Annotated in this window: 9 protein-coding genes; 6 read left to right on the top strand and 3 right to left on the bottom strand. The window is 69.9% G+C overall.

The window, feature by feature from the left end; genetic code table 11:
• The first annotated feature begins 23 nt into the window (after positions 1–23).
• The 5 genes from ACFWP0_RS04540 to ACFWP0_RS04520 all read left to right on the top strand — a co-directional run bounded on the left by ACFWP0_RS04540 (position 24) and on the right by ACFWP0_RS04520 (position 7,295).
• Entirely contained in the window at positions 24–1,112 is a 1,089-nt protein-coding gene (locus tag ACFWP0_RS04540; protein ID WP_377839995.1) for a polysaccharide biosynthesis/export family protein, read from the top strand.
• A gap of 18 nt (positions 1,113–1,130) precedes the next feature.
• Positions 1,131–2,420: a Vi polysaccharide biosynthesis UDP-N-acetylglucosamine C-6 dehydrogenase TviB gene (gene tviB, locus ACFWP0_RS04535; protein ID WP_377839993.1), complete on the top strand. Its 1,290-nt coding sequence runs from the start codon at positions 1,131–1,133 to the stop codon at positions 2,418–2,420.
• 16 nt (positions 2,421–2,436) lie between these two features.
• Positions 2,437–4,497, top strand: a complete 2,061-nt coding sequence (locus ACFWP0_RS04530; RefSeq protein ID WP_377839992.1) for a capsular polysaccharide biosynthesis protein — start codon at positions 2,437–2,439, stop codon at positions 4,495–4,497.
• Positions 4,494–5,717 carry a capsule biosynthesis protein gene (locus ACFWP0_RS04525; RefSeq protein WP_377839990.1) on the top strand — a complete coding sequence of 408 codons (1,224 nt, stop codon included), beginning with the start codon at positions 4,494–4,496 and terminating at the stop codon, positions 5,715–5,717. The genes ACFWP0_RS04530 and ACFWP0_RS04525 overlap by 4 nt, the downstream gene beginning before the upstream one ends.
• A gap of 72 nt (positions 5,718–5,789) precedes the next feature.
• Complete coding sequence (locus tag ACFWP0_RS04520; protein ID WP_377839988.1) at positions 5,790–7,295, top strand: LTA synthase family protein; 1,506 nt, start codon at positions 5,790–5,792, stop codon at positions 7,293–7,295.
• 16 nt (positions 7,296–7,311) lie between these two features.
• Here ACFWP0_RS04520 and ACFWP0_RS04515 read toward each other — a convergent pair whose 3' ends face one another.
• From ACFWP0_RS04515 to ACFWP0_RS04505, 3 genes are all read right to left on the bottom strand, one after another.
• Positions 7,312–8,667, bottom strand: coding sequence for an aminotransferase class I/II-fold pyridoxal phosphate-dependent enzyme (locus ACFWP0_RS04515; RefSeq protein WP_377839987.1), 1,356 nt, complete (start codon positions 8,665–8,667; stop codon positions 7,312–7,314).
• Entirely contained in the window at positions 8,664–16,250 is a 7,587-nt protein-coding gene (locus ACFWP0_RS04510) for an SDR family NAD(P)-dependent oxidoreductase (RefSeq protein WP_377839986.1), read from the bottom strand. The genes ACFWP0_RS04515 and ACFWP0_RS04510 overlap by 4 nt, the downstream gene beginning before the upstream one ends.
• 348 nt (positions 16,251–16,598) lie before the next feature.
• The gene (locus tag ACFWP0_RS04505) at positions 16,599–17,204 is read right to left on the bottom strand and encodes an RBBP9/YdeN family alpha/beta hydrolase (RefSeq protein ID WP_377839985.1); all 606 of its coding nucleotides are present in this window, start codon (positions 17,202–17,204) and stop codon (positions 16,599–16,601) included.
• Positions 17,205–17,473: 269 nt separating this feature from the next.
• On the opposite strand from ACFWP0_RS04505, the gene ACFWP0_RS04500 reads away from it, so the two are divergent.
• The gene (locus ACFWP0_RS04500; RefSeq protein WP_377839984.1) at positions 17,474–18,601 is read left to right on the top strand and encodes a branched-chain amino acid ABC transporter substrate-binding protein; all 1,128 of its coding nucleotides are present in this window, start codon (positions 17,474–17,476) and stop codon (positions 18,599–18,601) included.
• Positions 18,602–18,712: the final 111 nt, after the last annotated feature.

The raw sequence follows: 18,712 nt of genomic DNA, 5'->3' as shown, positions 1-18,712 counted from the left end.
GGCCGGAACATCGGAACGGAGTCATGAATACACGAGTTTTACGCTTTACCGCAGTCTTTGCCCTGGCCTTGCTGTCGGGGTGCAGCCTGCTTTCGGGTTCGGGCCCCACGCGCTCGGCCATCATGAGCGGCCCCACGGATTCGTCGGCCCCCGCCAATTACGAGCTGGTCGATCTGCAGGCGGGCACGATCGCGCCGTACCTGCTGGACCGGACCCGCAAGGACGACGGCATCACGTCCGAAGGCTATGCGGGCAATATCCGCGTCATGCCGGGCGACGTCATGCGCGTGCTGGTGGCCGACAGCGTCGAAGGCGGGCTGTTCGCGCCGCTGGCGGCGGGCGGCACGGTGTTCGACGCGGTGCGCGTGGACGCGAACGGCGCCATCTCCTTGCCGTATGCCGGCAGGCTGAAGGTGCAGGGCAAGTCCTTGCCCGCCATCGAGGAAATGATCAAGGGCCGGTTGCAGAACTCCGCCGCGGTCAAGCCCCAGGTGATGGTGGACCTGGCCGACGACCGCAGCAATTCGGTGCTGGTGGCGGGCGCGGTGCCGCGTCCCGGCCGGTTTGGCGGCATCAAGGCGCCGTTGACCGCGCTGGACGCCATCACGCTGGCGGGCGGATCGACGCTGCCCGCCTATCAGGCGGACGTGGTCATTCGCCACGGCCGCAACGTGACCCGCATCCCGTATCACGAGCTGCTCAACGGCAGGAACGTGTCGGTCGAGCCGCGTTCCGAACTGGTCGTCGAGCCCAACCTGAAGCGCTTTGTCGCGATGGGCGCGCTGACCAAGCCCGGCCTGCATGAGCTGCCCTCCAAACAGACCAACCTGCTGGACGCGCTGGGCGTGGCCGGCGGGCTGAATGACCGGGCCGCGGACGCCACCGGGGTCTTTGTCTTCCGCCTGGACGGCAAGACCGTAGATGGCGCGCCCAAGCCCATTGTGTTCCGCCTGAACATGCGCAATCCCGAATCCATGTTCCTGGCCAAGCAGTTCGAATTGCTCCCCGAAGACGTCGTCTACGTCAGCAACGCGCCTATGTACGAATGGGAAAAGATCATTACTCCCATCGTGCAGGTGTTGATTGTCGGCCAGCGCGTCGGTACCTATTGATTCTCTTAGAGGTATGAAATGTCCCAACAACCTGTGAACCTGTCGAATGTGAAGCTGGCCGTTGTCGGCCTGGGCTATGTCGGCCTGCCGCTGGCGGTGGAGTTCGGCAAGAAGCGCGCCGTGATCGGCTTTGACATCAACAGCCGCCGGATCGACAGCCTGCAATCGGGCTTTGACCAGACGCTGGAAGTCAGCGAGGCCGAGCTGGGCGAGGCGAAGCATCTGTCGTACACCGCCGACCGCGCCCAGCTGGGCCAGGCCAACGTGTACATCGTGACCGTGCCCACCCCGATCGACGAATACAAGCAGCCGGACCTGACGCCGCTGGTCAAGGCCAGCGAGACCATCGGCGCCGTGCTCAAGCGCGGCGACATCGTCATCTATGAGTCCACCGTCTATCCGGGCGCGACCGAGGAAGACTGCGTGCCGGTGCTCGAACGCGTGTCGGGCCTGAAGTTCAACGTGGACTTCTACGCCGGCTACAGCCCCGAGCGCATCAACCCGGGCGACAAGGAACACCGCGTCAGCACGATCAAGAAGGTCACCTCCGGCTCCACGCCCGAAGTGGCCGAACTGGTCGACCAGCTCTACAAGCAGATCATCACCGCCGGCACCCACAAGGCCTCCAGCATCCGCGTGGCCGAAGCGGCCAAGGTGATCGAGAACACGCAGCGCGACGTGAACATCGCGCTGATCAACGAACTGGCCCTGATCTTCAACAAGATGGGCATCGACACCGAAGCCGTGCTCGCCGCCGCGGGCACCAAGTGGAACTTCCTGCCGTTCCGCCCGGGCCTGGTGGGCGGCCACTGCATCGGCGTGGACCCGTACTACCTGACGCACAAGGCGCAATCCATCGGCTACCACCCGGAGATCATCCTCGCGGGCCGCCGCCTGAACGACTCGATGGGCGGCTACGTGGTGTCGCAGCTGGTCAAGACCATGACCAAGAACCGCATCCATGTGCAGGGCGCGCGCGTGCTGGTGATGGGCCTGGCCTTCAAGGAAAACTGCCCCGACCTGCGCAACACGCGCATCGTGGACATCGTCCGTGAACTGGGCGACTACAACGTCGACGTGGACGTCTACGACCCGTGGGTCGACGCCGAGGAAGCCGTGCACGAATACGGCCTGACCCCGGTGGACAAGCCCGAGGAAGGCAAGTACGACGCCGTGATCCTCGCGGTGGCGCACAACCAGTTCAAGGCGATGGGCGCGGAGGGCATCCGCAAGCTCGGCAAGGCGCAACACGTGCTGTACGACCTGAAGTACGTGCTGTCGCCCGCCGATTCGGACCTGCGCCTGTGAGCCGCGCCGGTCGAGCATGATAGAAATCCATTCCGCCGGGATCGCCCGAATTCCCTTCCTGGAAGCCTTGCTGGGCGCGCCGGTCGCGCGCGGCAACGGCTTGCGGGGCAGGGCGGGGCGACGCCCTGACGCAGTGGCCGGCTGGGGGCTGCGGCCCTCGGCCGAGACCGCCCGCCGGCGGGCCGCCGAACTGAGCGTGCCCTATCTTGCGCTGGAGGACGGATTCCTGCGGTCGTTCGGCACGGGCGGCGGCGTTCCCACGATTTCGATGGTGGTCGACCCCGTGGGCATCTACTACGATTCGACCCGCGAGTCCGCGCTTGAACGCATGCTGGCCTCGGACGAGGACCTGCTGGCCGGCATCGAGGAAGACGTGGCCGAGTCGATGGACCTGATCCGGCGGCATCGCCTGTCCAAGTACAACCACGTCGGCAACACCAGTCCGGCGCTGCCCGGCGCCAAGGGAAGAAAGCGCGTCCTCATCGTGGACCAGACGGCGGGCGATATGAGCGTCGCGCTGGGCGGCGCCTCGGCGGACACGTTTGTCCAGATGGTCGAGGCCGCGCGGCGCGAGCATCCGGGCGCCCTGTGCATCGTGAAGACGCACCCCGAGGTCAGCGCGGGCCAGAAGCAGGGCTATCTCACCGGCATGTCCGGCGACGCCGACACGCTGATGCTGCGCGACGAGGTGAATCCGCTGGCCCTGCTGGAGCAGGTGGACCACGTTTATGTGGTCAGTTCGCAGATGGGATTCGAGGCCCTGATGCTGGGCCGGCCCGTCACGTGCTTCGGCATGCCGTGGTACGCCGGCTGGGGGCTTACGCAGGACCGCCAGGCCTGCCCGCGCCGCACGCGCAGGCACAGCCTGGAAACCCTGTTTGCCGCGGCGTACTTCCATTACACGCGCTACCTTGATCCGGTGAGCCACCGGCAGGGCAGCATTTTCGACGCCATCGGCTGGCTGCTGCGGCAGCGGACCATGGCCGAGCGCCTGCCCCGCAGGCTGATCGGCGTGGGATTCCGGCGCTGGAAGGCGGCCAACATCCGTCCGATGCTGGCGTTGCAGGCGGAACGCGTGGTGTTCGTGCCGGATGCGCGGCGCGCGCAGGCGCTGGGCCTGGGGCCCGGCGACGCGCTGGTCCACTGGAGCGCGCAGCCGCCCGATGGGCTGGCCGAACTGGCGCGGCTTGCGGGATGCCCCGTGCTGCGGGTCGAGGACGGTTTTGTGCGGTCGGTGGGATTGGGATCGGACCTGATCCGACCGCTGAGCCTGGCCCTGGACGGGCAGGGCATGTATTTTGATCCGACCCGGCCCAGCGACCTGGAACAGGAGCTGAACCGCGCCCGCTTTTCCGCCGGCGAACTGGCCACGGCCAGGCGAGTGCGCGCCTTCATGGTGGCGCACGGCATCACCAAGTACAACCTGGAGCCGACCCGCGCCGTGCAGTGGCCGGCCCGGGGCAAGGAAGTCGTGCTGGTGCCCGGGCAGGTGGAGGACGACGTGTCGGTGCGCCTGGGCTGCGACGGCGTGGCCACCAACCTAGAACTCCTGCGGCAGGCGCGCCGCAGCCATCCCGACGCCTACATCGTGTACAAGCCGCATCCCGATGTTGCCTCCGGCAACCGGCGCGGCGCGGTGGCTCCGGCGGCCCTGCTGGCGCTGGCGGACCATGTGGAAACCGAGGCGTCGGTCGTGTCCTGCATCGACGCCTGCGATGTCGTGCACACCATGACCTCGCTGTCGGGCTTTGACGCCTTGCTGCGCGGCAAGCGGGTGGTGACGCACGGACGGCCGTTCTACGCGGGCTGGGGCCTCACCGAGGACCGCCTGGCCGTGGCCCGGCGCGACCGCCCGCTGACGCTGGACGAGCTGGTGGCCGGCGTCCTGCTCCGGTATCCGCTGTATTGGGACTGGGAGCTCAAGGGCTACACCACCTGCGAGGCGGTGCTGAACCGTATCGTGGAAACGCGCGACGAACTGGCGCGCGAGGGCAAGCTTGCCCGCCTGCGGGTGGGCTATGCGCGCCGCCAGTGGCGCAAGCTGGACACCCTGCTGCGGGCGCGGTTTGCCCCATGAGCCGTTCCTTCCTGTTCCTGCAGGGCGTCTGCTCGCCGTTCTTTGAACGCCTGGGCGGCGAGCTCGCGGCGCGCGGCCATGCCGTGGGCAAGGTGAACTTCACCGTCGGCGACGCGGCGTACTGGCGGCGCGGCGGGGCATGGTCCTTCCGGGGACGCGCCGATGCGCTGGACCGGTACTACGAGCGCGTGCTGGAGGCCTGCGGGGCGACGGATATCGTGCTGTTCGGCGATTGCCGGCCGGTGCATCGCCCGGCGGTCGCGCTGGCGCGCAGCCGCGGGCTGAGAACCCATGTCTTCGAAGAAGGCTATTTCCGTCCGCACTGGGTGACCCTGGAGCGCGGCGGCGTGAACGCCCATTCGGCGCTGCCCCGGGAGCCGGACTGGTATCGCGATGTGGGCCAGCGGCTGGCGCCTGCGCCGGACCCGCAGCCGTTCCGGTCGCCGTTCTGGAACCGGGCCGCCCACGACGTTGCCTATCATCTGTGCGGAGCGCTCAACCCCGCCTGCTATCCGCGCTACCGCACCCATGCGCCTTATGGCGCGGCGCGGGAATACGGCGCCTACGTGCGCCGGGCGGTCAAGCTGCGCCTGCGCGGCCGCACCGACGCCGTGGCGGTTGCGCGGGTGGCGGCGGGGGCCGCGCCCTACTATCTGTTCCCCTTGCAGCTGGATGGCGATGCGCAGATCCAGCATCACTCGCCTTTTCGCAGCATGCGGCAGGTGGCCGCGCTGGTGCTGGCCTCATTCGCGGCGTTCGCGCCGGCCGGCAGTTTATTGATCGTGAAGAACCACCCCCTGGACCCGGGCGTGGCGCGCCATGAAAGCGGCGTGCGGGACCTGGCGCGCATGTTCGGCGTGGAGGACAGGGTGGTCTACCTGGAAAAGGGACACCTGCCGAGCCTGCTGGCGCGGGCGGCGGGCGTGGTCACCGTGAACAGCACGGTGGGCGCGGCCGCGCTTGAGCTGGGCCGCCCGACGATCGCGCTCAGCGCCGCCGTCTACCACCTTGCGGGGCTGACGTTCCAGGGGACACTGGACGAATTCTGGCAAGGCGCGGAGCCGCCGGACCCGGTGTTCTTCCGGCAGTTCAAGGCGGCGGTGGTGCATGCCACCCAGATCAACGGCGGCTTTTACTGCGCGGACGGCATCGGCCTGGCCTTGCGCCACGCCGCGGACCGGATGGAGCGGGACCGCTCCGTGCTGGAGGAATGCGCATGACGCGCGCGCCCGGATCGATGCTGGTCACGGCGCCCGCCTGCGCCGGCTGGATGCTGCGCGGGTTGGGTTACGGTGCCTGATCCGGTCTGGTGCGCCGTTGCCGCGCCGCTGGCCGGCGGCTTGCTGGCGACGTGGCTGCTGGAAGCGGGCCTGGCCCCGCGCCCGCGCGCGCCCTGGCGCCGCCCGCTCAGCGCCGTGGCGCTGCACGCGGGAGTGTGGCTCCTGGCGTTTGCCTGCGTGTGGGCCATCGTGGGGCGGCCGTACTTCGCGGCGGGCATCCTGCTGGCGGTGTTCGGCCTCATCGTCGCCGTGAACAATGCGAAATACCAGGCGCTGCGGGAACCCTTCGTATGGGCCGACTTCGAGTACTTCACCGACGCGATCCGGCATCCCAGGCTGTACCTGCCATTCCTGGGAATCGGCAGGGCGCTCGCGGTGGCAGCCGGCGTGGCGCTGGCCGTGGCCGCGGGACTGCTGCTTGAGAACGCCGCGCGCGCCTGGCCCGTCGCGCTGGCGCTGGGCGCGGGCGGCGCCGGCCTGGCGGCATGGGCGGCCTCAAGGGCCGTGAAGGTCTCGTTCTCGGCGCGCAAGGACCTGCGCCGGCTGGGCCTGGTCATGTCGCTATGGCGCTATGCGCGCGCCGAACGCCGGATCGCCGGGCCGCCGGACACGCCGTTCTCGCGGGCGGCGCCGGCGCCGGCCGCCCCATTGCCGGACCTGGTCGCCGTGCAGAGCGAATCGTTCTTCGACCCGCGCCCGCTGTATCCGCAATTGCGGGCGGACCTGCTGAGCGGATTCGACGCATTGCGCGCGCGGGCTTGCGCGCATGGCCGGCTGCGCGTGGCGTCCTGGGGCGCCAACACCGTCCGCACGGAATTCGCGTTCCTGTCGGGCCTGGCGCTGCGCGAGCAGGGCGTGCATCGCTATCAGCCTTACCGGCGCCTGGCGCGCAGCGGGCTGGACACGATGGCGACCTATTTGCGCGGGATGGGCTACCGCACGATCTGCGTGCATCCGTATCACGCCAGCTTCTACGGCAGGGACCGCGTGCTGCCGATGCTGGGATTCGATGAGTTCATCGATATCTCGGCGTTTGACGCGCCCCAGGAGGGCGAGCCCTACGTGGGCGACCGCGCCGTGGCGGAGCGCGTGGCGGCGCTGCTGCGCCGCGAGCGCTCGCAGCCGCTGTATGTGCACGTCATCACCATGGAGAACCACGGCCCGCTGCACTGGGAGCGCGTGCAGGCTCGGGACGAGGCAGCCGTGTGCGCGCAGGCGCTGCCGCCCGGCTGCGCCGATCTGGTCGCGTACTGCCGCCACCTGCGCAACGCGGATACGATGTTCACGTCGCTGGCGGACGCGCTGGCGGATCTGCCGCGGCCCGCCGGCCTGTGCATCTACGGAGACCACGTGCCCATCATGCCGGGGGTGTACCGCGAGCTGGGCGCGCCGGACGGCGCGACGGACTATCTGGTGTGGCGCGCCGGCCATGCGGGCCGGCCTGTCGCCCGCGAGATCGCCGCGACGGATCTTGCGCGGCTGTTCCTGTTTCACATGGGATTGATGCCCGGCGCGTGAGCCGGGCCGAGGCCGCCTACAGGCGCGCCTGTTCCTGCGCCAGCGCGCTGACTGCCGTCGCGATGTCGGCCTCGGTGTGCTGGCTGCACAGGAAAAAGCGCAGCCGCGCCGATTTCTCGGCCACCGCGGGATACAGGATGGGCTGCGCGTTGATGCCGCGGGCGAACAGCGCGGCCGACAGCTTGGCGGCCCTGAGCGAGTTGCCGACGATGGCCGGCACGATGGCCAGTCCGGTGCTGGTGCCGGTGTCGACGCCGGCTTGGCGCGCCTGGGCAAGAAAGCTCGCGCCCCGCGCCTGCAGGGCCGCGACGCGCTCGGGCAGCGCGTGCAGGCGGCCCAGCGCCGCCAGGCTGGCGGCGGCGACGGGCGGGGGCATGCCCACGCTGTAGAGGAAGCCGGGGGCCAGGAATTTCAGATGATCGATCAGCGCGCGTTCTCCGGCGATGTAGCCGCCGCAGCCCGCCAGCGTCTTGCTCAAGGTGCCCATCCAGATGTCGACGTCGCCGCCACGCAGCCCGAAATGCTCGCGGATGCCATGGCCGCGCTTTCCCATGACACCCAGCGAATGCGCCTCGTCCACCATCAGGAACACCCGATGGCGGTTCTTCACCTCGACGAAGCGGGGCAGGTCGGGGTAGTCGCCGTCCATGCTGTAGATCCCTTCCAGCACCACCAGCACGCGCTCGAACTGGCGGCGGTTGCCGGCCAGGAGGGCGTCCAGCGCATCGGCGTCGTTATGGGGAAACGACAGCCGCCGCGCGCCCGACAGCTGGATTCCCTGCAGCACGCTGTTGTGGATCAGCTCGTCATGCACGATCAGGTCATTGGGCCCGAACAGAAAGCCCAGGGTCGAGACGTTGGTGGCATGGCCGCTGACGAAGGTGACCGAGTCATCAACGCCGTAGAGGCGCGCGAGCTCCTGTTCCAGCTCGCGGTGCACCGGCCGCTCGCCCGAGACCAGGCGGCTGGCCGATACCGAGGTGCCGTAGCGGTCGATCGCGGCCTTGGCCGCGGCCGCCACCTCCGGGTCGCCCGACAGGCCCAGGTAGTTGTAGCTGGCGAAATTCAGGTAAGGCTGGCCCGAGATGTGCGTGGACGCGCCGGCGTTGCCCTCGTGCAGCTTGAAGAACGGGCTGCTTACGCCCAGGGTGGCGGCGCCTTCGCTGAGGATGCGAAGCTGCTGGTATCCGGGATGCAGCGCAAAGCGGTAGTGCTGCTCGGGCACCTGGGCATGGCTGCCGGCGGCGTCCGCCGCCGGCGCCTGGCGTTCGGCGCCGCGCAGCTTGCGCTGCAGCGATTCCTGGATGAGCTTTTGCTTGATGCTGGCCGCCAGCCCGGGCCGGGCGCCCGGGGCGGTTCTGTCCTGCGTCATTGGGTCATTCCTTGTCCTGCCTCCGCCTGGCCCGAGCGGACGCGCCTGGCGATGGCGTCCACGTGCTCGGGCGCGACCTGCGTCGCATGTTGAGAAGCCACCAGCTCGATATGGGCGGCAATGTCGTCGCCGGCCGGCGGGCGGCTGTCGCCGCGCAGGGCGGTGATCAGGCGCGCGCTCAGCTTGTCCAGCGTCGGGCTCTCGCTCAGCGCCATGACGGGCAGGCGGATGCCGAAGCGGCCCTCCAGCGCCACCACCAGCTCAACGCCCATCAGGGAGTCCAGGCCGATGTCGTAGAGCGACCGGGATGGGTCGATCTTGTCCCGCGGCACACGCAGGATCTCGCTGACTTCCTGCTTCAGCATCTCGATCACGCGCGCGCCCAGCTCGGCATCGTCCAGCTCGTCGAGCTGGGCCAAGAGGTCGTCCGGATCGCCGGCGTCGTCCGCCGATTCGCCCGCCTGGCGGGCGATGTCGGCATAGCGCGGCGCGGCGGCGCCCGGCAGGTGCCGGGCCAGCGCATGCCAGTCCAGCTCCAGGACGCCCAGGCCGCTGGCGCCGGACACCAGCATGTCTTCCAGCGCGTCCAGCGCGCTGGCGGCGCTCAGCGCGGCGCCGCCCATGCGGTGGGAAAGCGCCTGCTTGATCGCCTCGTTGCGGGCCAGATAGCCCGTGTCGCCGATGGCGCCCCAGCGCGCGCAGGCGACCGGCAGGCCCAGCGACTGCCGCTGGCGCGCCAGCGATTCCATCCAGGCGTTGGCGGCCACGTAGGCGCTTTGCCCGGGGTTGCCGAAAAGCGTGGTGGCCGACGAGAACAGGACGAAGAGGTCCAGCGGATCGTCTCGCGTCAATTCGTGCAGCACCGCGGCGCCCTGCATCTTCGGCGCCAGCACGCGCGCGATGCGGTCCGCGCTTGCGCCGGCCGCGAGCCCGTCCTCGATGACGGCGGCGGCATGCACCACGCCGCGCAGGGGCGGAAAGGCGGCTCTTGCGCGAGCCAGCAGGGCCTCCACGGCCTGTGCATCGGCCACGTCGCAGGCTTCGGCCATGACCTGCACGCCGCGCGCCCGCAGGGCCTCGACGGCGGCGCTGGCCTCGTCCGACGCCAGCCCGCTGCGTCCGGCAAGCACCAGGTGGCGCGCGCCCTTGCCGGCCAGCCATTGCGCGGTGCGCAGGCCGAAGCCGGACAGGCCGCCGCTGACCAGGTAGCTGCCGTCTGCCGCCAGCGCCAGCGTCTGCCGCGCGGGAGGCGCGGCGTCTTCGGGCAGGCCGTTGCGGTAGGTCACGACGATCTTGCCGATCTGGCGGGACTGCTGCATGTAGCGGAAGGCGTCGACTACGTCGCGCGCCTCGAAGCAGCGCTGCGGCAGCGGGTGCAGCGCGCCGTCGCGGAACAGCTCCATCATCTGCGCATACAGGGAACGCGCCAGTTCGGGGCGGGCCGACAGGAGCTGGTCGGCATCGATGCCGAAGTAGCTGATGTTGTTGCGGAAGGGACGCAGGCCGATGCGGGTGTCTTCGTAGAAATCCCGCTTGCCCAGTTCCAGGAAGCGGCCAAAGGGCGCAAGCACGTCCAGGTTGCGGCGGATGGCCTCGCCCGACAGCGAGTTCAGCACCACGTCCACGCCGCGGCCCTCGGTCAGCGCGCGGATTTCATCCGCGTACGACAAGGAGCGCGAATCGAAGACGTGCGCCACCCCCATCATCCGGAGGAAGTCGCGCTTCTCGCCAGAGCCCGCCGTGGCATAGATTTCGGCGCCCAGCCATTGGGCGTACTGGATCGCCGCGATTCCCACGCCGCCCGCGGCGCCATGGATCAGGACCTTCTCGCCGGGAGCCAGGCGCGCCAGATGATGCAGGGCGTAGTACACGGTGAAGAAGGTGCTGGGGATGGTGGCGGCCGCCTCGAAGCTCATGCCTTGCGGAATGGCGGCGACGGCGGTCGTCGTGGTCAGCACGCGGTCGGAGAAGCTGGCCGGGCCGAAGCCCAGGACGGCGTCGCCGGGCGCAAAATCCGTGACGCCCGCGCCGGCGCGCAGGACCGTGCCCGCGAATTCCAGGCCCAGGCTGGCGCCGGCATAGCCGTTCTCCAGCGCCTCGTCGGCCAGCAGCCCCAGCGTGTACATGACATCGCGGAAATTCAGGCCCGTGGCGTGGACCTGGATCTCAAGTTCGTCGTCGCCCGGCGCCCGCGCTGGGTGGCTTTCCCAGCGCAGGTTGCGCAACTGGCCAGGCAGTTCGAAGCCGAGCCTGCGGACCGTCGCGCCCACGGGCGCGGACACGCGGGCAAGCGGCCGCGCCACGACGCGCAGGCGCGGCGCATAGCGCGCACCCTGGGCGTTCAGCACGAGTTCCCGCTCGGCGTCCGGGTCCGTCAGTTCCCGCAGCAGGGCCGCCACGGGCGCCGCTTCCGGCGCCACGGGCAGGTCCACCAGGCGCACAGCGGTGCCGGCCGATTCGTTCATGATGCTGCGGCCATAGCCGCACAAGGCCGCGTCGGCAAGGTCTCGCAAGGCGGCGGCGGGCTGGTCGCCGGGCGTGCGCGCGCCGGCGGTCAGGAGCCACAAGGTGGCGGGCCGGCCATGCTTCTCGCTTGCGCGCAGCGCGGCGGCGGCCAGCGCGCAGCGCCGCGCCTGCGACCCGCAGGCCGCCTGCGCATCGCCGCCCGCGCCATACAGGCCGGCCGCGTGCAGGATGTGGTCGTAATGCTCCGCCTGCGCGATGGCCGGGAGCGTATCGGGCGACGCCGCCGGGTCCAGTCCCAGGTGCGTGGCGCTCAGGCCCTTGTCCCGCAGTTCGCGGGTCAGCGTGGCGGCGAGCGCGGCGCCCGGCCCCTGGTCGTCGGCAAGCACCAGCCAGCGGCCGGCGGCAGGCGCGTCCGGGTCGGCGTTGGCCGCGTCCGTCAGTTCGCCCGCCCGCGCCAGCAGCAGATAGGCGCCGGCGATGGCGCCCGGGCTCAGTTCCAGCGGGGCCTCGCAGGCGCAGCCCAGCGCCTGCAGTTCATGGCGCCAGAAGGCGGGTGCCTGCTGCATGGACGTCCGGCCGCCGTCGCTCGCGTCCGACCACCAGGCGTCATGGACGCCGAACACGAAGTCGGCCCAGTGCGCGGGGTGGTGCCCCACGACGATCAGGGAGCCGCCCGGCGCGAGCCGGGAGCGCGCATCGTGCAGGGCGGCGCGGGTCTGCGCCAGCGTGTCGAAATTGCATTGCACGATGGCCAGGTCCACGGGCTCGGGGGCCGCGGGTCCGGCGTCCGACGCTGCGCCGATAAGGCGCAGCGTGGCGTCCGGATGCGCGGCGAGCCGTCCGGCCGCGGCCTCCAAGCCCGTTTCGGTGGCGGTGGCGAAGCAATAGTCCGCGCGCGTGAAATCCAGCAAGGCGCAGCAGTCCGCGCCCAGCAGGGGCGCCTGCGCACCGATTTCCAGCATGCGGAACCGGCGGCCGGCGGGCAGGCCCGCCTGGGCGTCGGACAGGACAGAGCCCAGCGACTGCGCAAGCTGCTGGCGGGCGGGCGCGGCGAGCAGATGGCTGCCCAGGTCGCGCGGGGAGAAGAGCGGCGAGGCGACGTCGTCCGCGCTGGAAATGCCTTGCAGCAGGGCCGGCAGGTGCAGGCCGATGCGGCCGGCGGCCAGCGCCGGCGCGAAGTGGGCCGGGTAGTCGCGCACCAGCGCATTCCAGATGTCGCCGGCGGTGGTTTCGTCGGCCTGCCCGGCGGCAATCCACCAGCCGGCGGGGGTGCGCTCGGCGGCGCCGGCCGTCTCGGCGCGCGCGAGCAGGATGTCCAGCAGGGACGCGAGCCCGGGTGTCCGGGTCCGCAGCTTGAGCAGGGCCGAGTCGGCGATGTCGCCTTGCAGGTCCGCCAGCGCGCGCAAGGCCTCGACGCCATAGCGGTCGCACAGCGCATCCAGCAGCGGTTCGGCTTCGTCGGCGTAGCAGGCGTAGCCGGGGTCCTGCGCGGCCTTTTCCAGCGCCTCCGACAGGGCCTGGCGCAGCCTGGGCAAGGGCGCGGCGGCGGCGCCGTCGGGCCTGGGGCGGGGCGTGAGCGCCTCGTCGATGAAGCTCAGGCGGTCCTCGGCCTTCTTGATGAGGCGGATGCCGCGCAGGCTCACTTCGGAGAGCGCGGCGACTTGCGCGCCGTCTTCGGCGTACAGGGCGATATCCACGGTCAGCGCATGCGGGGAGCGGCGCGTGACGCGCAACTGTGCGTAGCGCGGCTGGCCCGCATCGGTGCGCAAGGCGAGCCGGCCGATGCGGGCGGGCACGAAGGCCATGCCCAGGCCCATCGACGCGAGGCCTTCGAGCAGGTGCACCGCCATCTGGAAGGCGCTGTCCAGGCGGGCCGGCTCCAGGTGGCCGGGCGTTTCCTGCGCGCAAGGGTGCAGGCGCGCCAGCAAGGTGGACGGATCCAGGCGCCAGCCTTGTTCGACCAGGCGGTACGAAGGGCCGTAATGCAGGCCGAACGCCGCGGTCAGCGCGGCGTGGTCGTCCGCGCCGAAATCGGCTTGCCGGTCGGGCAGCGCGGGCATGGGCGTCGTCAGCAGCGCGGCGCCGGGTTCGGGGCGGACCCTTGCGGTCACGTGCCGGGTCCAGGCGTCGTCGCTGCCCAGTTCGCGGGCCAGGATGCGCAGGCGTCCGTCCTCGGGCTCGATCGCGCAGCGCAGCAGCTTGGACGGCGCGGCCGCGAGCAGGAGGGGCGTGTGGATTTCCAGGTTTTCGAGTTCGACGCAGGCGTCCGGGCGACGCTCCAGCGCGGCGGCCAGGGCGATCTCCACGAAACCCGCGCCGGGAAAGACGGTCGCCTCTCCCACGACGTGGTCCGCCAGTTCCGGATGCGAGTGCGTGTCGAGCTGGTTTTCCCAGGTCAGTTCATGCTGGGCCAGCCGGTAGCCCAGCAGGGGATGCACGCGATGGCGATGCAGCAGCCCCAGCGATTGCGGGGTGTCGGGATACCAGTGGCGCTCGCGCTGCCACGGATAGGCGGGCAAGGCGTGAGGGCGCCCCTCGGTGGGGAACAGGCCGCGCCAGTCCACGCTTACGCCGCTCAGGATGGCCTGCGCGGCGGCTGAGGCCACCTTGCGCGGCTCGTCCTCGCCGCGCGTGATCGTCGCCAGCACGCGGCCGGGACGGTCGGCGCGCTTCAAGGCATCGCTGACGTAGCCGCGCAGGACGGCGTGCGGACCGACCTCGACGAAGAGGTTGTAGCCGTCGGCCACGCACAGCGTCAGGGCCTGCTCGAAGCGCACCGGCTGGCGGATGTTGCGCCACCAGTAGTCCGCGTCCAGCGCGTCGTCGGCCAGCCTTGCGCCGGTGACGGCGGAATAGAAATCGCAGGACGGCGCAAGCGGACGCAGGGCGCCGAGCGCGTCGGCCAGCGCCGGCGCCAGGCCGTCCATCGCGGGGCTGTGGAAAGCGTAGTCCAGGTCCAGCCGCTTGCTGGCCGCGCCCCGCTGCTGCAGGGCGGCTTCCAGCTGGGCGAGCGCCGCGGGACTGCCGGCGATCGTTGCGCCCCTTGAACTGTTGTAGCCGGCGACGACCAGCGCGGGCGCCAGGCCCAGCTCGGCCAGCAGCGCCTGGGCGCTGGCGCCGTCCACGCCGATGGCGGTCATCTGGCCGCTGCCGCGGGTCTCGCCTTGCAGCCGGCTGCGGTGATGGATCACCTGCACCGCGTCGGCCAGGGACAGCGCGCCGCAGGCCCAGGCCGCGGCGACTTCGCCCACGCTGTGGCCCACGACGGCGCGCGGCCTGACGCCTTGTCCGGCCAGCATGCGGGTCACGCCCACTTGCAGGGCAAAGAGGGCAGGCTGCGCGAACTCGGTGCGCGCATAGCGCGAGCCGTCGAGCTGCCCGGCCAGTTCGTCGGCCAGGCGATAGCCCGCAAGCGGCGCGAACAGCGCGTCCACCTCGTCGATGGCCTGGCGGAACGCCGGGTCGTCCAGCAACCGCCGGCCCATGCCGGCCCATTGCGATCCGTTGCCCGAATACACGAACACCGGGCCTTGCGGGTCGGGCAGGCCTTCGGCCGCCTGCACGGCGGGCGAGTCTTCGCCCTCGGCATAGCGGCGCAGGAGGTCCGCCGCCTCGTCGCGGTCCGCGCACCAGGCCAGCGCCCGGTGCTCATGGAGATCCCGCTTCAGGGCGGCCTGATGGGCGACGTCATAGAGCGCCGCGCCGGAAACGGTCTGCAGGTGCTCGGCCAGATCGCGGGCGGCGGCCTTGAGCGCCTGCGGGGTGCGCGCCGAAACGATCAGCGGCAGGGCGGACGAGGCGGCCGCCGCCGCGGCGGCGGGGCGCGCGGGCGCCTGCGCGTCGGGCGTGTGCAGGATCACGTGCGCATTGGCGCCGCCGAAGCCGAACGAGTTCACGCCGATGACCAGGCGCCCCGTCGCGGGCAGCGCATGCGTGCGCGTCACGATGTCGATGTTCCACTCGTCGGCAAGGATGGCGGGGTTCAGTTCGCGCACGCCGATCGTGGCGGGCACGGTCCGGTGCTGCAGGCTGTAGACCGCCTTGACCAGGCCGGCCACGCCGGAGGCCGCTTCGAGGTGGCCCATGTTGCTCTTGATGGAGCCGATGGGCAGAGGCTTGCCGGCGGGGCGGCGCTGGCCCAGCGCCATGCCGATGGCGCGGGTCTCGATCGGGTCGCCGACCGGCGTGCCGGTGCCGTGCGCCTCCAGGTAGTCCACGTCTTCCGGCAGGATGCCCGCGCGGTCATAGGCCTGGCGCAGCAGCGTTGCCTGCGCGTCGGCGCTGGGCACGGTCAGGCCGGACTTGCGGCCGTCGGTGTTGACGCCGGTGCCGGCGACGACGGCCAGGATGCGGTCGCCGTCCGCGACCGCCAGGTCATAGTCCTTCAGCATGAACAGCCCGCCGCCCTCGGAGCGCACGTAGCCGTCGCCGGCGGCGTCGAACACGTTGCAGCGCCCTTGGCGCGAGAGCATCGAGGCCTTGGAGAAAATCAGGAAGCCGTAGGGGTGCAGATGCAGGCTGATGCCGCCCGCCAGCGCCTGGGAGATGTCGCCCGACTCGATGGCGCGGCAGGCCTGGTGGAACGCGACCAGCGACGAGGAGCACGCGGTATCCACCGCCATGCTGGGGCCTCGCAGGTCGTAGGTGTAGGAGAGCCGGTTCGCGGCGATGCTGTTGGTGTTGCCCGTGGCGAACGAGGCGTCGATCACGCCCAGGTCCTCGGCCATGCGGTAGGAGTAGTCCGCGCTGGCGATGCCGATATAGACGCCGCAGTCACTGCCGCGCAGCGAGGACGGCTTGATGGCCGCGTTCTCCATCGCTTCCCACGCGAGCTCCAGCAGGATCCGCTGCTGCGGGTCCATCAGGCCGGCTTCGCGCGGCGAGATGCCGAAGAACGCCGCGTCGAATCCGGACACGTCGCCCAGGGATCCCGCAGCGCGCGAATAGGCGGTGCCGGGATGCTCGCGCAAGGGGTGGTGGTAGGTGGCGGTGGCCCAGCGGTCCGGGTCGATCTCGGTGACGAGGTCGCGGCCCTGTAAAAGGTCGGGCCAATAGCGCAGGGAATCAGTGCTGGGAAATCGGAACGAAAGTCCAATGAGGGCAACACGCTTTGCCATTCAAAATCCTTCTAGCAAGAGCTGGTTGACAGCGTTGTTGTTGGGGCCTCTGCTGCAAGAGGAGGTCCGGCTGCACGGCCGGACCGGGCGGGGCCGCGTGGCCCGCAGGCGCGCGTCGGGCAGGCGGCAGCGCAAGAGACCGGGGGATTCTAGAGGGCATGCTGCCCCCAAATATTTCAAGTCCCGACATTCTTAATGCCAACGTTGCGCGGCCTTTTTCGTCCCGCCACTCGTGGGCAGGGACGAACGCCGCCCTCGGGTGTGTCGGCCTGGAACGGCTTCTTACATGGGTGTCAGCGTGTTTACACGTCATGAACGGCGCGCGGACGCGCGCCGGGCCCGCGCAGCTCAAGTCTGGTGCGACAAGGGCCGGATCGGAATCGGCGAGATGCGCTCGGGCGGCGGAGACACGCGCCAGGAGGCGCGGCGGCGCAGCGCGCCCAGGAGCTTCAAGCCTTGGGGCCAGTCGCCCAGGCCGCTGTCGGCATTGATGTGGCCAGCCCCGGGGATCACGACCACGCGGCTGCCCCAGTCCGCGGCGAAGGCGCGGGCGCGCTCCAGCGCGCAATAGGGATCGTTGTCGCTCGCGACGACCACGCTCTGGAAAGGCAGGGGCTGGCGCGGGATGGGCGCGAATTCGCGCAGGCACGCAGGCGCGTCCGAACGTTCCACGTCGGCGGGCGCGACCAGCAGCGCGCCGGCGACCTTGGCGCGCAAGGGCACGGGCAGCGCGGCGCTGATCAGGCATCCCAGGCTGTGGGCGACGAGCAGGACCGGGCTGCGGGCGCTGTCGACGTCGGCGGCCAGCCGGGATATCCAATCCGACGACCGGGGATTCTCCCAATCGCGCTGCTCGACGCGCTGCGCATGGGGCAGCAATTCGAGCCAGCGGGATTGCCAGTGTTCGGGTCCGGAGTTTTTCCAGCCCGGGACGATTATCGGTTGGAGTCTCATGGGCGCATGATGCCGCGCCGCTTTAGTAACTCAAACGAATAAATCGTCTTTTGCATATACGGTGTTTGGAATAAGCCGTGCCGGCCTCGCGCATGCCGCAGTGCAATAAAAAACCCGCCGAAAAGCGGGCCCCGCAGCCGCGAATTACGACGATATTTCAGTGTATGCTTGCCGTGCAAATGCACCGTAACGGGGCGTGACTTTACAAAATATCCGGCGTCCGCCCGGTTAACGAACTAACGATTACAAGTCATTAGAGGAGTCCACTCATGAAGCCAGTATTTCGTCTGACCCCGGTCATCGCAGCGCTGGGAGTCGCCGCTGGTTTGACGTTTGGCGCGGCCGCCCAAGCCCAAACCATCAAGATCGGCGTCGTCGGCCCCACCACGGGCGCGGTCACCCAGTATGGCGATATGGTCCGTGAAGGGGTCGATACCGCGGTCGAGCGCATCAACGCCGCCGGCGGCATCAACGGCAAGAAGCTGGAAACCGTCGTGATCGACGACGGTTGCGAACCCAAGCAAGGCCCGGTCGCCGCCAACCGCGTCGTCAACAGCAAGATCGGTTTCGTCGTGGGCCACGTGTGCTCGGGCGCCACCATCGCCGCCGCGGACATCTACAACAACGAAGGCGTGGTCATGGTCACGCCGTCGGCCACGTCGCCGGCGCTGACCGACGGCAAGAACTACGAGTTCATCTTCCGCACGATCGGCCGCGACGACCAGCAAGGCCCGGCCGCCGCCAAGTTCATCCTGGAAAAGATCAAGCCGAAGAAGGTCGCGGTGCTGCATGACAAGCAGTCCTACGGCCAGGGCATCGCCACGGCGGTCAAGAACGACCTGGAAAAGGGCGGCGTGACCGTCGCGTTCTTCGAAGGCATCAATGCCGGCGACAGCGACTACTCGGCCGTCATCACCAAGCTCAAGAGCCAGGGCGTGGACTTCGTCTACTACGGCGGCTATCACCCGGAAATGGGCCTGCTGCTGCGCCAGTCCGCCGAGCAGGGCGTGAAGGCGCGCTGGATGGGTCCGGAAGGCACCGGCAACCCGGACATCAACGCCATCGCGGGCAACGCGGTCGAAGGCATGCTCGTGACGCTGCCGGCCGACTTCACCCAGAACGCCGCCAACGCCGACATCGTGAAGGCGTTCGAAGCCAAGAAGCGCAACCCCGGCGGCGCGTTCCAGATGACGGCCTACACGGCCACCCAGGTCATCGCGGACGGCATCAAGGGCGCGGGCAGCGACGACCCGACCAAGGTCGCCAAGTACCTACATGCCAACTCCTTCGAGACCCCCATCGGCAAGGTGTCGTGGAACAAGCAGGGCGACCTGACGAACTTCCAGTTCGACGTGTTCACCTGGCACAAAGACGGTTCGAAGACCGTCTACAAGTAAAGCGAGGGCGGGCCTGCGGCCCGCTGGTGTCGGGCGCCGGTGCAGCTATCCGGTGTCAGACACCAGCTATCTATCCGGTGTCTGACACCCGCATGAGGGACGCGACAGCTT

Source organism: Achromobacter sp. NPDC058515 (assembly GCF_042721735.1).
Lineage (GTDB): Bacteria > Pseudomonadota > Gammaproteobacteria > Burkholderiales > Burkholderiaceae_B > Achromobacter.
This window is presented reverse-complemented; position numbering and strand designations above follow the sequence as displayed.